The 18064-nt window shown below is 37.6% G+C and carries 17 protein-coding genes and 1 other annotated feature; of the genes, 13 read left to right on the top strand and 4 right to left on the bottom strand.

What is annotated here, in order from left to right; all coding sequences use genetic code 11:
- Positions 1-77: 77 nt before the first annotated feature.
- The 5 genes from leuB to AN964_RS22025 all read left to right on the top strand — a co-directional run bounded on the left by leuB (position 78) and on the right by AN964_RS22025 (position 5525).
- Positions 78-1187 carry a 3-isopropylmalate dehydrogenase gene (leuB, locus tag AN964_RS22045; RefSeq protein WP_055742495.1) on the top strand — a complete coding sequence of 370 codons (1110 nt, stop codon included), beginning with the start codon at positions 78-80 and terminating at the stop codon, positions 1185-1187.
- A gap of 38 nt (positions 1188-1225) precedes the next feature.
- Positions 1226-2635, top strand: coding sequence for a 3-isopropylmalate dehydratase large subunit (leuC, locus tag AN964_RS22040; protein ID WP_055741955.1), 1410 nt, complete (start codon positions 1226-1228; stop codon positions 2633-2635).
- A gap of 26 nt (positions 2636-2661) precedes the next feature.
- Positions 2662-3246 carry a 3-isopropylmalate dehydratase small subunit gene (leuD, locus tag AN964_RS22035; protein ID WP_055741954.1) on the top strand — a complete coding sequence of 195 codons (585 nt, stop codon included), beginning with the start codon at positions 2662-2664 and terminating at the stop codon, positions 3244-3246.
- A gap of 55 nt (positions 3247-3301) precedes the next feature.
- Positions 3302-4246 (top strand): threonine ammonia-lyase, encoded by a 945-nt coding sequence (gene ilvA / locus AN964_RS22030; protein WP_055742494.1) that lies wholly within the window; start codon positions 3302-3304, stop codon positions 4244-4246.
- Positions 4247-4379: 133 nt separating this feature from the next.
- Positions 4380-5525 (top strand): HAD family hydrolase, encoded by a 1146-nt coding sequence (locus AN964_RS22025; RefSeq protein WP_055741953.1) that lies wholly within the window; start codon positions 4380-4382, stop codon positions 5523-5525.
- 47 nt (positions 5526-5572) lie between these two features.
- Here the strand turns inward: AN964_RS22025 and serA are convergent, their stop codons facing one another.
- Together serA and AN964_RS22015 are read right to left on the bottom strand one after the other, a co-directional pair.
- Positions 5573-7189, bottom strand: coding sequence for a phosphoglycerate dehydrogenase (gene serA / locus AN964_RS22020; RefSeq protein WP_055741952.1), 1617 nt, complete (start codon positions 7187-7189; stop codon positions 5573-5575).
- Complete coding sequence (locus AN964_RS22015; protein WP_055741951.1) at positions 7182-8339, bottom strand: pyridoxal-phosphate-dependent aminotransferase family protein; 1158 nt, start codon at positions 8337-8339, stop codon at positions 7182-7184. Before AN964_RS22015 ends, serA begins: the two co-directional genes overlap by 8 nt.
- Positions 8340-8400: 61 nt before the next feature.
- Positions 8401-8615: a binding site (T-box leader), on the bottom strand.
- Between the two features lie 226 nt (positions 8616-8841).
- On the opposite strand from AN964_RS22015, the gene AN964_RS22010 reads away from it, so the two are divergent.
- The 4 genes from AN964_RS22010 to AN964_RS21995 all read left to right on the top strand — a co-directional run bounded on the left by AN964_RS22010 (position 8842) and on the right by AN964_RS21995 (position 10787).
- Positions 8842-9294: an AraC family transcriptional regulator gene (locus AN964_RS22010; protein ID WP_055741950.1), complete on the top strand. Its 453-nt coding sequence runs from the start codon at positions 8842-8844 to the stop codon at positions 9292-9294.
- Positions 9295-9665: 371 nt separating this feature from the next.
- Positions 9666-10010: a PadR family transcriptional regulator gene (locus tag AN964_RS22005; protein ID WP_055741949.1), complete on the top strand. Its 345-nt coding sequence runs from the start codon at positions 9666-9668 to the stop codon at positions 10008-10010.
- Positions 10007-10528, top strand: a complete 522-nt coding sequence (locus AN964_RS22000) for a DUF2812 domain-containing protein (protein ID WP_055741948.1) — start codon at positions 10007-10009, stop codon at positions 10526-10528. Before AN964_RS22005 ends, AN964_RS22000 begins: the two co-directional genes overlap by 4 nt.
- A gap of 22 nt (positions 10529-10550) precedes the next feature.
- Positions 10551-10787, top strand: coding sequence for a MarR family transcriptional regulator (locus tag AN964_RS21995; RefSeq protein WP_055741947.1), 237 nt, complete (start codon positions 10551-10553; stop codon positions 10785-10787).
- A 49-nt stretch (positions 10788-10836) separates the two neighbouring features.
- On the opposite strand, the gene AN964_RS21990 is transcribed toward AN964_RS21995, so the two are convergent.
- Complete coding sequence (locus AN964_RS21990) at positions 10837-11991, bottom strand: MFS transporter (RefSeq protein WP_055741946.1); 1155 nt, start codon at positions 11989-11991, stop codon at positions 10837-10839.
- Positions 11992-12428: 437 nt separating this feature from the next.
- Between AN964_RS21990 and AN964_RS21985 the strand changes: the two genes are divergently transcribed.
- Entirely contained in the window at positions 12429-13193 is a 765-nt protein-coding gene (locus AN964_RS21985; RefSeq protein ID WP_055741945.1) for a MerR family transcriptional regulator, read from the top strand.
- Between the two features lie 43 nt (positions 13194-13236).
- Here the strand turns inward: AN964_RS21985 and AN964_RS21980 are convergent, their stop codons facing one another.
- On the bottom strand, positions 13237-14106 hold the full coding sequence (locus AN964_RS21980; RefSeq protein WP_055741944.1) for a DUF2268 domain-containing putative Zn-dependent protease: 870 nt from the start codon (positions 14104-14106) through the stop codon (positions 13237-13239).
- Positions 14107-14537: 431 nt separating this feature from the next.
- Here AN964_RS21980 and AN964_RS21975 point away from each other — a divergent pair, with 431 nt between their 5' ends.
- Genes AN964_RS21975 through AN964_RS21965 form a run of 3 tightly spaced genes read left to right on the top strand, consistent with a single transcriptional unit; the run spans position 14538 to position 18058 of the window.
- Positions 14538-15869 carry a spore germination protein gene (locus tag AN964_RS21975; protein ID WP_055741943.1) on the top strand — a complete coding sequence of 444 codons (1332 nt, stop codon included), beginning with the start codon at positions 14538-14540 and terminating at the stop codon, positions 15867-15869.
- A gap of 16 nt (positions 15870-15885) precedes the next feature.
- A complete protein-coding gene (locus AN964_RS21970; protein ID WP_055741942.1) occupies positions 15886-16974 on the top strand; it encodes a GerAB/ArcD/ProY family transporter in 1089 nt (362 codons plus the stop codon).
- The gene (locus tag AN964_RS21965) at positions 16967-18058 is read left to right on the top strand and encodes a Ger(x)C family spore germination protein (protein ID WP_055741941.1); all 1092 of its coding nucleotides are present in this window, start codon (positions 16967-16969) and stop codon (positions 18056-18058) included. Before AN964_RS21970 ends, AN964_RS21965 begins: the two co-directional genes overlap by 8 nt.
- The last annotated feature ends 6 nt before the right edge of the window (positions 18059-18064 follow it).

The raw sequence follows: 18064 nt of genomic DNA, 5'->3' as shown, positions 1-18064 counted from the left end.
TCAAGGATTATATGCTTATTCGAAAAGCAACAATTTTTGCGAAAACAGCCATTCTAAAAACAGAGGGAGAGAGCTTCATGACAAAACGAATCGCAGTGTTGCCAGGTGATGGAATCGGGAAAGAAGTTGCAAAGGGAACCGTTCAAATACTGGAGGCTGTATTTGAATGCTTCCACCATGATTATTCCTTTGAAGAAGCTTTAATAGGGGGTGCTGCCATTGATGCGGAAGGGACACCACTTCCTGAAAAGACTTTGAAACTTTGCTTGGAAAGCGATGCGGTTCTCCTTGGAGCTGTTGGGGGACCTAAGTGGGATCAAAATCCGCCGGAGCTTCGTCCGGAAAAAGGCTTGCTTGGACTCAGAAAAGCACTTGGGTTATTCGCAAATTTACGTCCGGTAACAACCTATCCATCACTTCTGCATGCATCCCCTCTAAAAAAAGAGGTAGTGGATGGAGTGGATATGCTTATTGTTAGGGAACTGACAGGCGGAATTTATTTTGGCAATCCAAGCGGAAGAAGAGGAGAGCAAAACGAGGTAGCCGTTGATACTCTTGAGTACAGCAAGTCAGAGATTGAAAGAATCGTAGACAAAGCTTTTCAATTTGCTAGAAATCGCCGTAAAAAATTAACTTCTGTTGATAAGGCAAATGTTTTGGAATCAAGCAGAATGTGGCGTGAAATTGTCAATAAAACCGTGGAAAAATATCCGGATGTACAGGTAGAACATATGCTGGTCGATTCGGCAGCGATGCAATTAATTGCTAGACCTAATCATTTTGATGTCATCGTCACAGAAAACATGTTTGGAGATATTTTAAGTGATGAAGCTTCGATGATTACTGGATCTTTAGGAATGCTGCCTTCTGCAAGCTTAAGAGAAGATAATGTAGGTCTTTATGAACCAGTTCACGGATCGGCGCCAGATATTGCCGGTCAGGATAAAGCAAATCCGCTCGGAATGATTTTATCAGCTGCCATGATGCTCCGTTATTCCTTCCAGCTTGAAAAAGAGGCATCCATTCTGGAAGAAGCCGTTGCCAAAGTTTTAAAGGCAGGATATTACACAGATGACTTAAGGGTTCAAGGAGGAAAACGGGTCGGTACAAAGGAAATGATCGAGAAGGTGCTGGATGCAATCAATGAAAATCAGGCAATTTCAGGAATCTTAACTGCTTATATCTAAAGTAGTTTTTCATAAATTTAGAACGGAGGTATCAATATATGGCGAAAACTATTATTGAAAAGATTTGGGAACAGCATTTGATTCATCGTGAGGAGGGAAAGCCGGATTTATTATATATTGACCTCCATTTAGTACACGAAGTAACGTCACCGCAAGCGTTTGAAGGCTTAAGAATGAACAATCGCAAAGTAAGGCGGCCAGACCTCACGTTTGCCACCGTTGATCATAATGTTTCTACACTAAAAAGCAGGGTATCTACTGACCCTGTTTCCGTAAAACAAATGACAACACTTGAAAAAAATTGTGAGGAATTCGGTATTCCGCTTGCAGGAATCCATCATCCGGATCAAGGAATTGTCCATGTTATTGGTCCGGAGCTTGGCCTTACACAACCGGGCAAAACGATTGTATGCGGAGATAGCCACACCTCCACACATGGGGCATTCGGGGCAATTGCCTTTGGAATTGGAACAAGCGAGGTTGAACATGTATTAGCTACCCAAACCCTTTGGCAAAAACCGCCGAAAACCCTGCAAATCAAAGTGAATGGCAAACTTGGACTTGGTGTGACAGCGAAGGATCTTATTTTAGCCATCATAGCTAAATTCGGTGTCGATGTTGGAACTGGATATATTGCAGAGTATACGGGTGAGGCGATTCGAGAAATGTCGATGGAAGAACGGATGACTGTTTGCAATATGTCCATTGAAGCCGGGGCAAGAGCAGGCTTAATTAGTCCAGATGAAACAACAATTGCCTATTTAAAAGGAAGAAAGTACGCACCTAATGAAGATTTTGAAGAAGTAGCACAATCTTGGCTATCCTTGGCAACAGATGAAGGGGCTGAATATGATCGAACCATTGAAATTGATGCAGAATCGATTGAGCCCCAAGTAACATGGGGAACAAATCCTTCGATGTGTCTTTCCATCAATGATCACTTACCTGTACCAGAACAATTAGAAAATCTGGAGGAAAGCAAAGCGGCTGAAAAAGCTCTGCAATATATGGGTCTAGAGGGCGGTGCTCCAATTAGCGAAATTCCGGTAGACTATGTATTTATCGGATCTTGCACAAATTCTAGATTAAAAGATTTAAGGGATGCCGCCCAAGTGATTAAAGGTCATCATGTTCATGAAAATGTTACAGCGTTAGTCGTTCCCGGCTCTTTTCAAGTAAAAGCCCAAGCTGAATCGGAAGGGCTGGATAAAATCTTCATTGAAGCAGGGTTTGAGTGGAGAGAATCAGGTTGCAGTATGTGTCTTGCGATGAATGACGATGTGGTTCCTGCCGGCAAACGTTGTGCTTCCACTTCCAATCGCAATTTTGAAGGACGACAAGGTTCCGGGGCTAGAACCCATCTTGTAAGTCCTGCAATGGCAGCTGCTGCAGCAATATTTGGGAAGTTTGTTGATGTACGAAAGCTGGAGGAAAAAGTATTAGTCTAAGAAATAGGTGAAGGAGGTCGAAAATCTTGGAACCCTTTAAAAAAATGGATGGTCTAGTGTTCCCGTTAAACCGCAGTAATGTGGATACAGATCAAATTATTCCAAAACAATTTTTGAAAAGAATCGAGCGAAAAGGATTTGGAGAGTGCCTCTTTTATCATTGGCGGTTTGATGATAACGGTCAGAAAAAGTCGGACTTTCCATTAAATAACCCAAAATATGAAGGTGCCTCCATCCTTATTGCAGGTCCTAATTTTGGATGCGGTTCATCACGAGAACATGCGCCTTGGGCATTGCAGGATTATGGTTTTAAAGTAATTTTTGCGCCTAGCTTTGCAGACATCTTTTTTAACAACTGTTTAAAAAATGGAATTCTAGCAGTTACTTTACCTGAAACGGTAATCGCAAGTTTACTAGATACGGCAGAGAAGGAACAACTGCATCTTACGATCGACCTTGAAGAACAGCTTATTTATAATCAACAATTATCGATTGACTTTGAGATTGACGAATATCAAAAGCATATGCTGATCAATGGTCTTGATGAAATCGGGCTAACATTAGTCCATGAAGATAAAATTAAAAACTATGAATTAACAACAGGAAGGTGAATGAATTGGGGATTACTTGCAGACTAACCAAATAATTGAGGCATTTGAACATTTAATGAGTGTTGTCCACCGCACGCCTTTAAATGAATCGAAAACCTTCAATGAATTAACAGGATCAAAGCTTTATTTGAAAATGGAAAACTTGCAGCGTACAGGTTCATTTAAAATTCGGGGTGCCTTGAATAAAGTACTTTCCTTGAGCGATATAGCTGCTTCCAGAGGGGTTATTGCAGCTTCAGCGGGAAATCACGCCCAAGGTGTCGCATATTCAGCAGCCAAAAGAGGAATGAAAGCAAAAATCTTTATGCCGGAGGGTACACCTATCGCGAAGGTGAAAGCAACACAAGCTTATGGTGCGGAAGTAGTAATAACAGGAGAGTCTTACCAGGAAGCATACGAGGCTGCAGTTCTCACACAACAAAAGAACGGTGCGACCTTCGTCCATGCATTTGACGATTATGAGGTAATAGCTGGCCAAGGAACCATTGCACTTGAAATGGTCCAGCAATGTTCAGAATTGGATGCTATCGTTGTTCCAGTTGGGGGTGGAGGATTAATTTCCGGTGTCGCTACCCTCATTAAAAACTTATATCCAACGATCAAGATCATTGGTGTTCAATCGACCGGAGCTTTGGCAACCTATAACTGTTACCATGGAGTTGGGAAAACCCGGCTATTAAAAGTGGGGGGAATTGCAGATGGTATCCTGGTCAAGGAACCTGGGGAATTAACATTTCCTATCATACACCGATATGTTGATAATATTGTTTCCGTAACGGATGAGGAAATTGCGCAAGCCATGATTATGATGCTGGAAAGAGAAAAAATGTTTGTAGAAGGCGCCGGAGCAGCTGCATTAGCAGCCGTAATTTCTGGGAAGGTAAGAATGGCAGGTAAGCATGTTGGTATTATCATTAGCGGTGGCAACGCTGATTTGGAAAAAATGCCACTCTTTACAAGTCTGGCAAATTCGATTCAATCCACCAGTAAAGTGGGATGAGGGACGGTTCCCTTGTCCCATTTTTTGATGCGATGATGGAAAAGTTCCTTTTCCCTTTTTTTCAAAATCTAACGTGTAATACACTTTACTGTGATAAACTAGTGAGATATAAGTGTGATAGGAGGATTCGTCGTTGGTTCAAACTATTTTATTTGATGTTGATGGTGTTTTATTGAGTGAAGAACGTTATTTTGATGCGTCTGCCCTAACGGTTTGGGAGCTTTTGTATAGTGAAAATTATTTAGGGATAGCTCCGGAAAAATTTAAAACAAGTTATTCTGATGAAGAAATCGCGAGCATTAGAAAACAGGTTTTTGAAGAAGCAGATCAGGTTTTGAAATTTTTTAAATCAAGAGGCTTAAATGCCAATTGGGATATGATTTATATCGCATTCAGTTATCAACTCATCCATCTTTTATCACAAATCAAGGATCAAGAACATTCACAAATAGTGAATTGGTTTAAAAATGAAATGGATAGAAAAACGTTGCTGGAAATAAAAGATGTTTTAAAACGATACAAGCTAGAGATCGATTTTAGTAAATTATTAGAGGATTTCAAAAAGTTCCCTCAAGCTAAACGAGAATTATTTATTGTTCTGGATAAGCTTGCCGAAGAGAAGCTAAGGGTCCAATCAGAGATTTTTAAACAAAAGGGATCGCTTTGGTCTATTTGCGAGCATTGTTCGCAGGAATGGTATGTTGGGGATAAGAATATTTTAGCCTCCACCGGGAGAGCATCTGTCCAAACCGGTAAAAAAGGATTTTTAGATGATGAAAAAGTGCTGGCAAAACCTGAGGAAATTGCAGATTTATTTCAATTCTTAAGAGAATCAGGCATTTCGATAGGAATTGGCACCGGGAGACCGGAATTAGAAACGATTGAACCATTTGCAGCATTAGGATGGCTGGATCAATTTGACGTTCAGCATATTGTAACAGCGGACGATGTATTAAAGGCGGAAAATACAAGGGGCAGTGGTATTTCATTGTCCAAACCGCATCCTTTTACTTATTTAATGGCACTGAAGGGGAAAGGTGCAAAAGTAGACGAGATTTTAAATCAAAAACTTCCTATTGAATATGGCAATGAAGTATTAGTTGTCGGAGACTCTCTTGCTGATTTATTGGCTGCACAAAAAATGGGATGTCGATTTGCTGCAGTCTTAACAGGACTCTCTGGAAAGGATGCGCGGACCGAATTTGAAGAACACAACGCGGAATTTATCCTAGACTCGGTACTAGATATTAAGAAACTGATAACAAGCATATGTAAATAATAAAAAATACAATCTGGTGCCTGACACCAGATTGTATTTTTTCTACATTAAAGAGTTGCTTCTTCCAGGGTATATCCGGAAGTTAGTTCAAGGATTTGGATGTCTTTGATGCCTTTTAAAGATTGGATTTCAATGGCCACCGGTCCATCTATTTTCTTATCTAAAGTGAGGATCATAATAGCCTCGCCACCCACAGCAGATCTGCCCACTTGCATAGTTCCAATATTTACGTTATTGTTACCTAGGATGGATCCCACACGGCCAATCATTCCCGGTATATCATGGTGTTTAATGTAGAGCAGATGTGTTTCCGGTTTTACATCAATTCGATAGTCATCAATTTTCACGATTCTTGCCCCTAGACCGATTAAGACAGTTGCGGCAACACTCACCTTTTCTCCATTTCTATATAAGGTTAGCTCAATATAATTGGAAAATCCTTTATTCGAAGCCTCTTTTTGAATTTGATAATGAACGCCTTGCTCTCTTAATAGATGAAATGCGTTAATAAGATTTACAGAATCGCTTAGGTGATGGGATAAAACTCCTTTGATAATGGAACGCGTCAGAAGGCTCGTATCCTCATCCAATAGCTCCCCGAAATAGGCAATTTGAATTTTCTCTGGTGCGGTTTTTAATAACTGTATCGCGATTCCAGCCATTTGCTCTCCGATTTGTAAGTAAGGCTGCATTCTTGCCTGAGATTCGCTTGTAATTTGTGGCATATTGACGGCAGAACGAATCGATTGGTATTCACATATATTGATGATTTCAGCACTAACCTCCAAAGCAACCTTTTCCTGCGCTTCTTCTGTAGATGCTCCGAGATGCGGAGTTACAATAACATTAGGATGTTTTAGTAATTCGAAATTTGCCGGCGGCTCTTGTTCAAATACATCGAGTGCAGCCCCTGCAACTTTCTCTGAATGTAAGCCTTCAAGTAAGGCACTTTCATCGATAATCCCGCCGCGCGCGCAATTAATGATTCGGACACCTTTTTTCATTTTCTGAATATAAGATTCATTCACGAGATCTTTCGTCTCTTTTATTAGTGGTGTATGAATGGTGATAAAATCAGAACGCTCGGCTATTTCATCTAAATTTGCTTTTGTAATCCCGAGTTTTTTTGCTCTCTCCTCGGTAAGGTAAGGATCATATCCTAAAATATTCATCTGAAAGCTTTTTGCACGCTTCGCAACCTCTGTACCGATTTTCCCCATACCGATAATGCCAAGCGTTTTTTCGTACAACTCAATCCCTTGATATTTTTTTCGTTCCCAATTTCCATTGACGGTAGATTGATGAGCATGAGGAATTTTTCTTGCCAAAGATAAAAGCATTGCCATGGTATGTTCTGTTGCGGCTATGGTATTCCCACCTGGAGCATTAATGACAATAATTCCTTTTTTAGTTGCAGCTTCTACATCGATATTATCAACGCCAACACCGGCTCGTGCGATAATTCTTAAGCGAGGTGCAACATCCATTAATTCCTTTGTTACATTTGTTTGGCTGCGTACAATGAGAACATCATAGTTTCCTATAATGGAAAATAGTTTATTCGGCTGCAGCTGATCATAACGATCGACCTCAAAATTCGGATGTTCATATAACGGAGTGAGCCCGCTCTCACTTATAGCATCAGTCACTAGCACTTTATACATTTTTACTCCAAACCTCCTCTGCTTTAGCTGTAGCCTTACCTAAAATATTCCTTCCCAACAGGCTCGATTGAATCATTTCCAATCCTGTCAGAACTCTTAAAATATCAAATGGAGTGCAATATCCCATATGGCCAATTCGCAGGATTTTTCCCTTCAAATGTTTTTGGCCACCTGCAATGACAATTCCAAACCTTTCCTGTAAGCCTTGCTTAATTGGAGCAATAGAATTTTCATTTGGTTTAATAGACGTTACCGTCGGAGAGGCAATATCATCTGCAACAAAAAGCGGAATATCCAGCTCTTGAAGCCCGCTGCGAAGCATTGACTTCAATAACTGATGGCGTGAAATTACATTTTCCAAACCTTCCTGTTCTACTAAGTTACATACCTCACGCATCCCCGCAATCAAAGACACAGCCGGTGTAAATGGAGTGGAGGTTTCTTCATAATAAGAAGTTAAGTACCTGTTTAAATCGAAATAAAAGCGCTTCGTCCTACAGTTTTTAACAACTTCCCGAGCCCTTTGATTTAAAGCAATAAAAGCTAATCCAGGCGGGAGCATAAGTGCTTTTTGCGATCCGGAAACAAGAATATCTATCTGCCAATCTTCCATATCGACCGGAACAGCTCCAATACAGCTGACACCATCAACAATAAAAAGGGCATCTGTATGCAGTTTTGTTATTGTTCCTAAATCTTTTATTGGATTTAATACTCCGGTAGATGTTTCGCAATAGGTGGCAAAAACAGCTTTAATTGGAACATCCAAAGATTTCAAATAGTTTTCTAATTGATCTGGCTCACATGCTTTTCCCCATTCAATATTTAAGCGGTGGACGCTCGCCCCAAACGCTTGGCAAATGTTTGCAAACCGATCGCCAAAAGCCCCAGTAACAATCACAACAACATGGTCACCATCTTCTACAATATTACATGCCGCTGCCTCCAATGCAGATGTACCAGTACCTGCCACTAGTAGAACAGGATCTTTTGCCCCAAAGATGGGCATAAGTCTTTTGGAAACATCCTCGAGTAAATGCGAAAATGCCTTACTACGATGGGCAATCATCGGCTCATTCATAGCCAGTTTCACACGCTCTGGTATTGGCGTAGGGCCTGGCGTGAACAAAAATTGCTGATTAAAAAGCATCCATTCATCATCCTTTCCTAAAAAATAAAAACGCCCCTCATAACAGACATTCCTGCCTATTATAAGGGGCGTGGGGAAACGCGGTACCACCCTCAATTTGTTACTTTATTTGTAAAGTAACCTCATAAAATAACGACATTCCTGCCGTTCTGACCTACTGTTATTTCAGCCAGCCGGTTCCGAAGTGCTCGGCATTTGAAGAAAAAGCATCGGTTCACAGCATCCACCGACTCTCTTTAGTCATTTTCTCCATACCATCTTCATCATTACCTTTTGCGTATATTAGACTGTTTAGAATATTCTATCCAAATGCTTTAGTTTTGTAAAGAGGTAAAATATTTTTTTTTGAAAAAGCTCTGTTAATCTTTAATGTTGCTTTTCCTATAAAAAAATTTATTTTAAAATTTTACAGAAAATTTAGATAAAATGAATGTATATATTTTTTAAGCGTGTTACATTCGAAATGTAACTAACAATCCATAAAGAAAGGAAGAAAAAACATATGAAATTCAAAGTAGAAATACTTCCAAACTATCGCATTGCTTATATGCGACGAGTTGGTCCTTATGGTCCTGCAAATATTGAGGTAATGGAGAAATTAAAAAAATGGGCTCATGAGAAAAAACTTCTTGAATCTGCCATTCTATTTGCAATTCCACAAGATAATCCAGAAACAACACCTCCAGATCATTGTAGATTTGATGCTTGTATTGTGATACCAAGTGATTATCAAGTCGATGATTCCGTTGTTCAAGGTGAAATTTCTGGCGGACAATATCTTATTTATGAGGTTAAACATACAGCAGAAGATATTCAAAAAGCATATTCTTATATTTTTTCATCTCTACAAAACAAGGAATATCAATTGGACAACAGACCAATTATGGAAAAATATATTGGTGATAGGATTAACAACCCATATTGCGAAATATGTGTACCCATAAAATCATTATAGTTTGCTTAGCTTGATCAGAGAAAAAATACAATGGAGAAGAACAAGAAGTTATCTACTGGTAACTTCTTGTTCGCATTTTGTATTTGAAAAGACACATATGACAGTTCGCGATTGTACAAGCTCAAAGTTCTGTGATTACTTGGCTAACAGATCATTTTAAATATCAAATTTTCCTTTAACAGAGCCTTTAGAACAGCCGTTGATGTAAAGGCAAAAAGATAAGTAAGTGAACGTTTACACATACAGTGATTGGAACATCAAATATTCATTTTCAGAACTATTGACAAAATAGAATAAACCAATTATTATATCGTTAACCGATATATCGTTCTACGGAATATCAGCTGTCGATATAATTTGGAGGCTTTATGATGTTAAGTGAAAAATTAATAAAGAAGTACCTTCCGCTTACTCATACCACTTACTATATTTTAGTTTCCCTTACCTCGCCGCTTCATGGGTATGGAATTATGCAAAAGGTGGAGGAACTTAGTGAGGGAGAGGTAAATTTAGGTCCTGGAACGCTTTATGGTGCGCTCAGTAAGTTGGAAAAGGATGGGTTAATCAAAAAATTAGCGGAAGAAGAAAATGATAGAAGGAAAAGTTATGTCTTAACGGATATGGGAAGGGAAATTAGCAGACGTGAATTTGAACGATTAAAAGCACTAGTAAAACAAACAGAACCATTTTTTACGAGTGAGGGTAAAGAGCAATGAGGAAACGGGTATTTAAATTATTTTTGGCATGGCAGGATGATCAGGAGAACAAATGGCTGGAAAAAATGGCAGAAGAGGGCTGGAAGCTTATAAAATATAATTTTTTAGTTTATACCTTTGAAAAAATGGAGCCTAAAAAATATATTTATAAGACAGATTTCAAAGCCAATCAAAAACATGATTTAACAGAATACTTGGCAATATTTGAAGATGCTGGCTGGGAGCATGTAACGGAATATGCAGGTTGGCACTATTTTAGGACGGAACCAGGAAAAGCGAAGACGTTAGATATTTATTCGGATACGAATTCAAAAATGGACATGTTTAAGAGGTTGCTTTACTTTTTATTAATGCCATTGATTGGGATTCTGCTCATTTCTTTTACGATTGTATTTAATTCAGGCTACTCTCATATAAAATTTATGATAGTTCTTAGAGTAGTGTATGTGATGTTAATATTTCTGCTAGGTTATTCTGTTCTAAACATTTTATATAAAATGAAACGGTTAAAAAATTGATTTAATAGGGAGTTAGATTAATATGAACTTGACCCAGCAGCAACAGACCGTATTGCTAGCATTAACCACTGAGTGGCAATCACCAAGGCAAATCTCTGAGCAACTTTCGCATGAAAATGGAGACCTATCTACTGTGAATCAATCACTTAAAGAATTAATGCGTGAAGGATTGGTGCAGACTAATCCACTTTTGTTCGGATTGTATCGATTAACTGCGCAAGGTGTGGATACTAAAGAAGAATTGGATAAGGATCAATGAGCTAGAAACGCTTAGGTTAACCTAAGCGTTTATTATATATTATTTAGCTCTAAATGACTTCAATCGCTTTTCGATAACGCAAATACATATAGGATCCAATGAAAATACATGGCAGTGCAACCACAGACATTCCTCCGAAAGCAAGGCCAGGGGAGTGGCTATAAAGGAAACCTCCTAAATATGTAAATATTCCAACGATAAATCCCATCCCAAGGGACGTGTAGACAGCTTGTGCCGCTGGGATGTCCTGTTGCTGCAGCTCTTCGTTTATTAAGCGAATAAAGGTATAGTGTGTTAATCCAAATGTGAGGGAATGAAAAAGCTGCATTACTATAAATACAATAGCAGATGGAAAAGCAAAAATCACAAGCCATCTTATCATGCAGGCGATACTCGCAATGATAAACATAACCGGTGTTGGCACTTTCCGAAAAATTCGATCTGCAAAAGAAAAGAAGAGTATTTCAGCCAAAACGGCGATATTCAAAATAAATCCGATATAAAATTTGCTGACATGCAGATCCTGTAAGTAAAGAAAACCATAATTGTTATAAGAAGCATGTGTACCTTGCAATAAAATAGCGATGACAAGTCCTAATAAGAATCTTTTCGACTTCAACAATCCACGATAAGAACTGCTCTTACTTCCGATTCTTTTCTGAATGGAAGGCGGAGATTTTACATTCGCCGTTGCCAGCATGACCAGCATCCCAAATGCCATAATAAAAAAGATGGCATGATCACTAAAAATAGATGTAATGATGCCTACCACAATCAGAGCGACCGTATAACCTATCGATCCCCAGCGCCTGCTTTTCCCATAATGGATGCCATCTGCTTTTACCATCATCGTTCCCGTGCTTTCCATTAAAGGAAGGATAAGCGGATATAAAATAGTGAAAATAACCATTACAGCGATAAGAATTTTCGGCGATGTAAAAGGCAAAAATAAGAATAATAGAATGGTAGAAATGAATGGAAACATTCTTAATAATAATGCAATCGACCGGTGGCGGCAAAATGCAGGAAATACCACTAAGGTTGAGATCGACCGTGAAATAAAGCCAGCACCTATAACGGCACTAGCGGCTTGAATCGTTAACCCCTTACTATCAACAAGCCATCCAGTCCAAAAAGGCATAAATACTCCCCAGGTAAAGAAAAAGGCAAAATAGTTAAGCGATAACCATGTTTGATTTTTCATACGGTCCCCTTTCTTTCTGCATTCGAGTAAGTAACGTTTAAGTCAATAACATGATACCACACCGTTTTTTTAGAAAATACAAATATTTGCATTTTGTTTTCATTGTTGAATGACAATAAAGTTGGTTAAAAACTTCAAACGTTTTATTCTATTAAAAAAAACATATTGTGGAAAAAGGAATCTTCGTACAAAAGTCGAAGTTATGATCTTACACACATTATTTTACGTCATCAAAAACGTTATATAGTAGAGAGGATTTAATTAAGTTTATCAATCACCCAAGAATGGATTTAAAAACTAAGGGTTATATAAATCCTAAGGATTATTGAGAAGCTATGGGGGCTTGAGTGACGTAAGGTTGAAGCGTATAATATATTACGAATTGAGCGAATATATAAAGATAAAAAAATCTTTAAAAGGAATTAGAGGGTTTTCTAATGAAAAAGAATTTTTTTACAGTTAAAGATGTGATACGGATAACAGGTGTCACTGCTAGAACATTACATTTCTACGATAATATAGATTTATTAAAACCAATTCGCTTGTCTAATAATGGTTATCGAGCATATAGCAGAGAAGATTTGGACAGCCTTCGAACGATTTTATTTTTAAAAGAAATGGGTATTTCATTAAAAAAAATATCAGATATTATGCAACTAACGAAGCAAGAACAACTACAAATTTTAAAAATGCAATATCAAAAACTGCTCGCAAAACAACAACGCTTAGGTGAAATTGTTAGTGCCTTAGAGGATTACGTATCAGGAAAAGATATATTTAATTTGAATATCTTTAATAACTCACCAATTTTGCCACTACAAGAACAATATAGCCGTGAAGCCAAAGCGGTATTTGGTGAAACAGAAAAATACAAAGAGTATGAAAAGAATATAGAAAAACTATCTGATCGGGAAAAAGAAGATGTATATTACGAGTTTGGAAAAAACATGGAAAAAGTATTTAAGAAATTAGCAGAACAAATCCACAAACTTCCTTCCTCTAAGGATGTACAAAAACTAATAGTAGAATGGAAAAGTTACCTTGAACAAAATATGACTTGTGATACAGAAATTTTGATATGTATTGCTGAAACCTATACATCTGATGAGAGATGGAAAAAATATATCAACCAATTCAGTGATGAAGATTTGAGTGAATTTATTTATCAGGCAATTATGTATTATTGTAAAACGAGTAGGTAGTAATAAAGCATGCTGCAGATTCAGCACACTTTATTACATTAATTTAGTCTTCAAAATAGCCAGATGCCTTTATAACTTCATCTCCATCCATAACCGTAGCCTTTTCTATTGAAATACCTGTCTTTTTTAGATATGCCTGTATAGCATAATATCCTACAGCATAGCCTCCACAGAAAGGCATTCCAAAGTCTTGAGTCTCTGGCATCATTGGGTGCTTTCCAAATATATATTTACGAACTTCCATAAACCCTCTGACGTCTAGTGATTTTGAAATTATTCTTCTTGCGGTTTCCAAATCCGCTCCTTGTACAAGTCCATCTGTTACCCATGGGCCAATAAACTCTTCTCCAAACATACTTGCTGCAAAGCTTTCAGCCAAGCCTTCAATAGCAATGTATCTTCCAACTGTTACGTCAGTCATAAAATTCCACTTTGTATTATGGAAAAGCACATTGTGATGAAACTCATGAGTAATACATGCATTCAGCTTTGGCAGGTTCTTTTCGTTCGGATCTATCATTATTAATATATAGCCAGGTATAGAGCCCATACCCGTGTATCCTTGAAACATTGATAAGTATTCTGGGTTTCCTAAGAAGATCCCTACTACAACTTTTTCCGGTAATGGAATGCTGGCTTTTTCAAAGCGGGCGGCTGCAGCTTCAATTGTCCTTTTTGCATTATTCCAAGCATCAGTCTTTTCCAGTCTTTCTAACATTTCTATCATCTTTGATTCCTGGCCGGATAGCTGTATACACCCCATGGCTTCAGGTGTCTTAGGCATATGCATTATTTCAAACATCCGATTAAAAGGTTTTAATAACTCTCCGCTAAAAAATTCACTTCTCTCCCCTTCTGGCAAATTAAGCATTTCTTTATATAAATTTAATGTATCTTGTATGATTATTTCCATTAAAATCATCTCCTTATTATTCAATTGAAATAGTGACATCACTTAGAACAATTTCGATTATAGGCTATGACGTTACGTCAATGTCAACAAGATAATTAATAATCTATTATTGCACTTTGAAGAACCCTTTAATGGAGTAAGAGAAAAAGGCTTTTTCAATTAAAGTATCCGGTTGTGAAAATAAACTCCCAGATTTAAACGACTTTATTGTTACTTATTTAAAGAGTTATTCGGTAATTAATCCAAAAATTAAATAACTTTATTCTCCCCCTTCCATTTTAATGGACGGGGTAATGCGCATTTGGCGGTTTAAAATCAAACAACTTTATTGTAATTCATCATTCATTTCCGAAATTTCCTCCGTATATTTTCCTTTTCATGGATAAAAATATAAAGATAGCATCCATTATGAATTAAAGGTGAATGATTAGATGGCAATATCAACTTTTGAATTTTTAAAATTACAGCTAAGCGGAAGTGCCGATGCGAAGATTCAGCCATTAATGAAAAGTAATCAGCAGATTTTTTTGATATATTTAAAAAGCTTAAGTGATGGGGACAAAATCCAACAATTAGTGGTAAAGCCATATTTTGAAATGCAATCTATGGAGGATTATTGCTATTATTTGCAGTCGCTTGCAGACTATAAGGAATTTAAAGGTAATGATGCAGCGTTAAAGGATATTTTTCATGGAGGAGTAGCCGTTATCCTTCCTGGTCAAGTCGTTATATTAGACTTGAAATTTCAAACGAATAAAGAAGTTCTCGATGCTAGTGTAGAAACCACCATTCATGGGCCGCAAAAGGCTTTAAGTGAAAACTTAGAAGTGAATCTTAATTTAATTAGACAGCGCTACCATTCGAGTACCTTAATGGTCGAGTTAATGGGGGAAATCGGGTATAAAAGTAAAGTGCAATTAGCCCTCATTTACGATGAATCATTGATTAGAAAAGAAACCCTGGAAGAAATACGTAAGAAAATTAATGAAATTGATCGGTCAGTCATTCAAACCACGGGACAGCTGATGCGAAATTTTACTAAAAGAAGAACCTTATTCCCGACCTATCTTGTCACAGAGCGACCTGATCGTATTGCTTATAATCTGGCACTTGGGAAATTTGTTATTACCATTCAGGGGACCCCATTTACATTAATTGGACCAGCAGTTTTCTATGATTTTTTAAGTTCCATGGAAGACTTATATATGCCTTATTGGATTACCAAGTTTCTGGTAACCATTCGATACATCGGCCTTTTTATCAGTACACTGCTTCCTGCCGTCTATGTAGGGGTTACATCCTATAACCCCGAATTATTTCGGGTCCAGCTGGCGCTCACAATTGCTGGCAGCCGGGCAACCGTTCCTTTTCCATCATACTTAGAAGTATTATTTATGCTTTTAATGATGGAATTATTAGTGGAGGCAAGTATCAGGCTTCCAAAAGCAATTGGACCAACCGCAACAACCGTTGGCGGACTTATTTTGGGTACTGCAGCGACGGAGGCTGGTTTGGTTTCCAGCATTATGATTATTATTGTTTCCGCAGTGGCGATTTCAAACTTTGTTATTCCTATTAATGAAATGGGCTTTGCTATGAGAAATGTGAAATATGTTTTGTTATTTTTTGCGTCTATTAGCGGACTAATTGGTGTCATTGTAGGCTTGATTGGACTTCTCTTTTTCTTGGTCAATATTAACAGTCTTGGCGAGCCTTATTTGAAGGCATTTTACAGTGAACGAACGCGCAAAAAGCAAGTTTAAAAAGGAAGTCATATCGATGAACCGATACTTTTATTATTTGATCATTGTGAATATGATTACGAATGTCTTAACCTTTATTCCAAGGATTTTGTTGAACGAGCGTTTATCGGGAGGACTGCTCGCGATACCGATTGGAACCATAGTTGGGACGGGTTTAATGTATCTTTTTATAAAACAGATATCCCATTTTCCCGAAATGGGATTACCGGAAATATTAGAGAAATATCTCTCTAAATGGTTTAAAAACATTTATATATTCTTTAATGGTTTTATGTGGTTTCATGCGGGGCTCTTTACCTTGCTTTCCTTTATAACTATTACAAAAGTTTTTATCAGTCCGGATATGTCAGGTTTTCTTATTACTGGCATGTTTTTATTATTAATATGCTTTTCTATATTAATGCCTTCAAAAAAAGTTCTGTATGCAACAGAGTTATTGATTTTATTGAATATCCCGTTTATTTTACTAATTTTAATAAAAGCGATTTTTAATGATTATTTTAGCTGGGATTCTGTTCGTATTTTATTTACTCATTATCGGGAGATACCTACATGGTCCTCCATTTCTGCGGCCAGTTTTATCTACTTTGGTTTTGCTAATTTAATCATTTTCAATCGGGATTTTCAAAAAGTGAGTTTAAAGTGGATTTGGTTAATCATGCTGTTTGGACTGCAGGTACTGCTTGTTACAATGCTCGGTCCCATCGGATTTCATGGTGCGGTAAAAGGTGTTGAAAGTTATGTGTTTCCCTGGGTTAGCACAGCTGATTCTATGCGGATGGAGCTCGGTTTTGTGGAAAGGGTTCTCTTTATTTTTTTATTGCTGCATATAAATGTTTCATTAGTCAGCATTACCATTCATTGGCATGTGAGTATTGAATTATTTAAAAGCATTTTTCCAAAATTCAAATGGAAAGGGAAATACATTACAGGCTATATTATTTCGGCAATCTTTGCGGTACTCACCTTTATATTAGATGGGTTTTCGACGGAAGATACTAATTTTACGATTATGAAATCGTGGATAAATGGTTTAATCCCTGCCGCCATATTTATGAATTTTATCTTACTATTAGCTATTCGGAGGAAGAAAAAGAATGAATAGAAAATGGCTTCTTATTCCTTTAATAGTATTTGCCGTATTACTTGGTGGCTGTGGATTTAAGGATATTGATAAAAGATTTTTTGCGGTATCCATTGGGGTCGATAAAGGGGAAAAGAAAAGATATAGGGTTTCTGTGGAACTTGCTATTCCAAGCGGAGATCCGAAACAGCCCGGAGACAGCATTGTCTTCACAGAGGAGGCAGATTCCATTGCTGCGGCTATTGGCATTATAAAAGCAAATGCCGATAAAGAACTTGATTTTGGACATATGAACGTAATCATTATCGGAAAGGATTTAGCGAAGGAGAATTTATTTACGACGGTCGATTGGTTTTCAAGGAGAAGAGATATTCAAGAAATTGCCTGGGTAAGTATTTCTGCCTCGAAGGCGAAGGATATTTTAGAATATCATCCGAAGGGAGAATACATACCGAGTAATAATCTTCTTTTGCTTTTTGGTAATGAGGGTACGGAAACCCCTTATGTTATATCAGAATATCTTTTTAGCTTTTGGAGAGATTTAGCTGAGCCAGGAATTGATCCTGTCTTGCCAATCATCAAATATATAAAAGGTGAGAACACATTGGAAGTTCAAACAAGCGGGGTGATTCGAAATAAACATTTGGCTCTTGTGTTGAACAAGGATGAAACGATGCTTCTTAATCTATTCATCAAGCAAAAAGTAAAATCAGAACTTAATGTTACATCAAAGAAATACAATTTTACTATTGCCTCCAGTAAAGCAAAGGTAAAATATAAAATGAACACATCCGGTTCAGCCCCCATCATCGATATATTTGTATCGTTGAAAGGAAATCTGGAAGAAAAACATCGAGAGCATCAGAATGTAAATTTACATGTATATGAAAAAATAACGAATCAGCATTATAAAAAGAAATTTGAAAAACTCTTAACCAAATTGCAGAAGGAAAAAGTAGACCCAGTTGGCTTTGGGATGCGCTATGAAGCAACCCACCTAGGAGATGAGAAGGTGAAAATTTCCGAATGGAAGAGACTGTATCCACAAGCAAAGTTTAATGTTCACGTTACAACGAAAATAGATGGGACAGGCATTATTAAATAAGAACCT

The sequence above is a fragment of the Heyndrickxia shackletonii genome (assembly GCF_001420715.1).
GTDB lineage: Bacteria > Bacillota > Bacilli > Bacillales > Bacillaceae_C > Margalitia > Margalitia shackletonii.
Note: the sequence above shows the minus strand (reverse complement) of the source record. Positions and strands in the feature narration are given on the sequence as shown.

What these genes read in the sequence shown, in the direction of transcription:
- leuB (WP_055742495.1), top strand. Translation starts at nt 78, where the DNA reads ATGACAAAACGAATCGCAGTGTTGCCAGGTGATGGAATCGGGAAAGAA.
- leuC (WP_055741955.1), top strand. Translation starts at nt 1,226, where the DNA reads ATGGCGAAAACTATTATTGAAAAGATTTGGGAACAGCATTTGATTCAT.
- ilvA (WP_055742494.1), top strand. Translation starts at nt 3,302, where the DNA reads ATGAGTGTTGTCCACCGCACGCCTTTAAATGAATCGAAAACCTTCAAT.
- serA (WP_055741952.1), bottom strand. Translation starts at nt 7,189, where the DNA reads ATGTATAAAGTGCTAGTGACTGATGCTATAAGTGAGAGCGGGCTCACT.
- AN964_RS22015 (WP_055741951.1), bottom strand. Translation starts at nt 8,339, where the DNA reads ATGCTTTTTAATCAGCAATTTTTGTTCACGCCAGGCCCTACGCCAATA.
- AN964_RS22010 (WP_055741950.1), top strand. Translation starts at nt 8,842, where the DNA reads ATGAAATTCAAAGTAGAAATACTTCCAAACTATCGCATTGCTTATATG.
- AN964_RS22005 (WP_055741949.1), top strand. Translation starts at nt 9,666, where the DNA reads ATGTTAAGTGAAAAATTAATAAAGAAGTACCTTCCGCTTACTCATACC.
- AN964_RS22000 (WP_055741948.1), top strand. Translation starts at nt 10,007, where the DNA reads ATGAGGAAACGGGTATTTAAATTATTTTTGGCATGGCAGGATGATCAG.
- AN964_RS21995 (WP_055741947.1), top strand. Translation starts at nt 10,551, where the DNA reads ATGAACTTGACCCAGCAGCAACAGACCGTATTGCTAGCATTAACCACT.
- AN964_RS21990 (WP_055741946.1), bottom strand. Translation starts at nt 11,991, where the DNA reads ATGAAAAATCAAACATGGTTATCGCTTAACTATTTTGCCTTTTTCTTT.
- AN964_RS21985 (WP_055741945.1), top strand. Translation starts at nt 12,429, where the DNA reads ATGAAAAAGAATTTTTTTACAGTTAAAGATGTGATACGGATAACAGGT.
- AN964_RS21980 (WP_055741944.1), bottom strand. Translation starts at nt 14,106, where the DNA reads ATGGAAATAATCATACAAGATACATTAAATTTATATAAAGAAATGCTT.
- AN964_RS21975 (WP_055741943.1), top strand. Translation starts at nt 14,538, where the DNA reads ATGGCAATATCAACTTTTGAATTTTTAAAATTACAGCTAAGCGGAAGT.
- AN964_RS21970 (WP_055741942.1), top strand. Translation starts at nt 15,886, where the DNA reads ATGAACCGATACTTTTATTATTTGATCATTGTGAATATGATTACGAAT.
- AN964_RS21965 (WP_055741941.1), top strand. Translation starts at nt 16,967, where the DNA reads ATGAATAGAAAATGGCTTCTTATTCCTTTAATAGTATTTGCCGTATTA.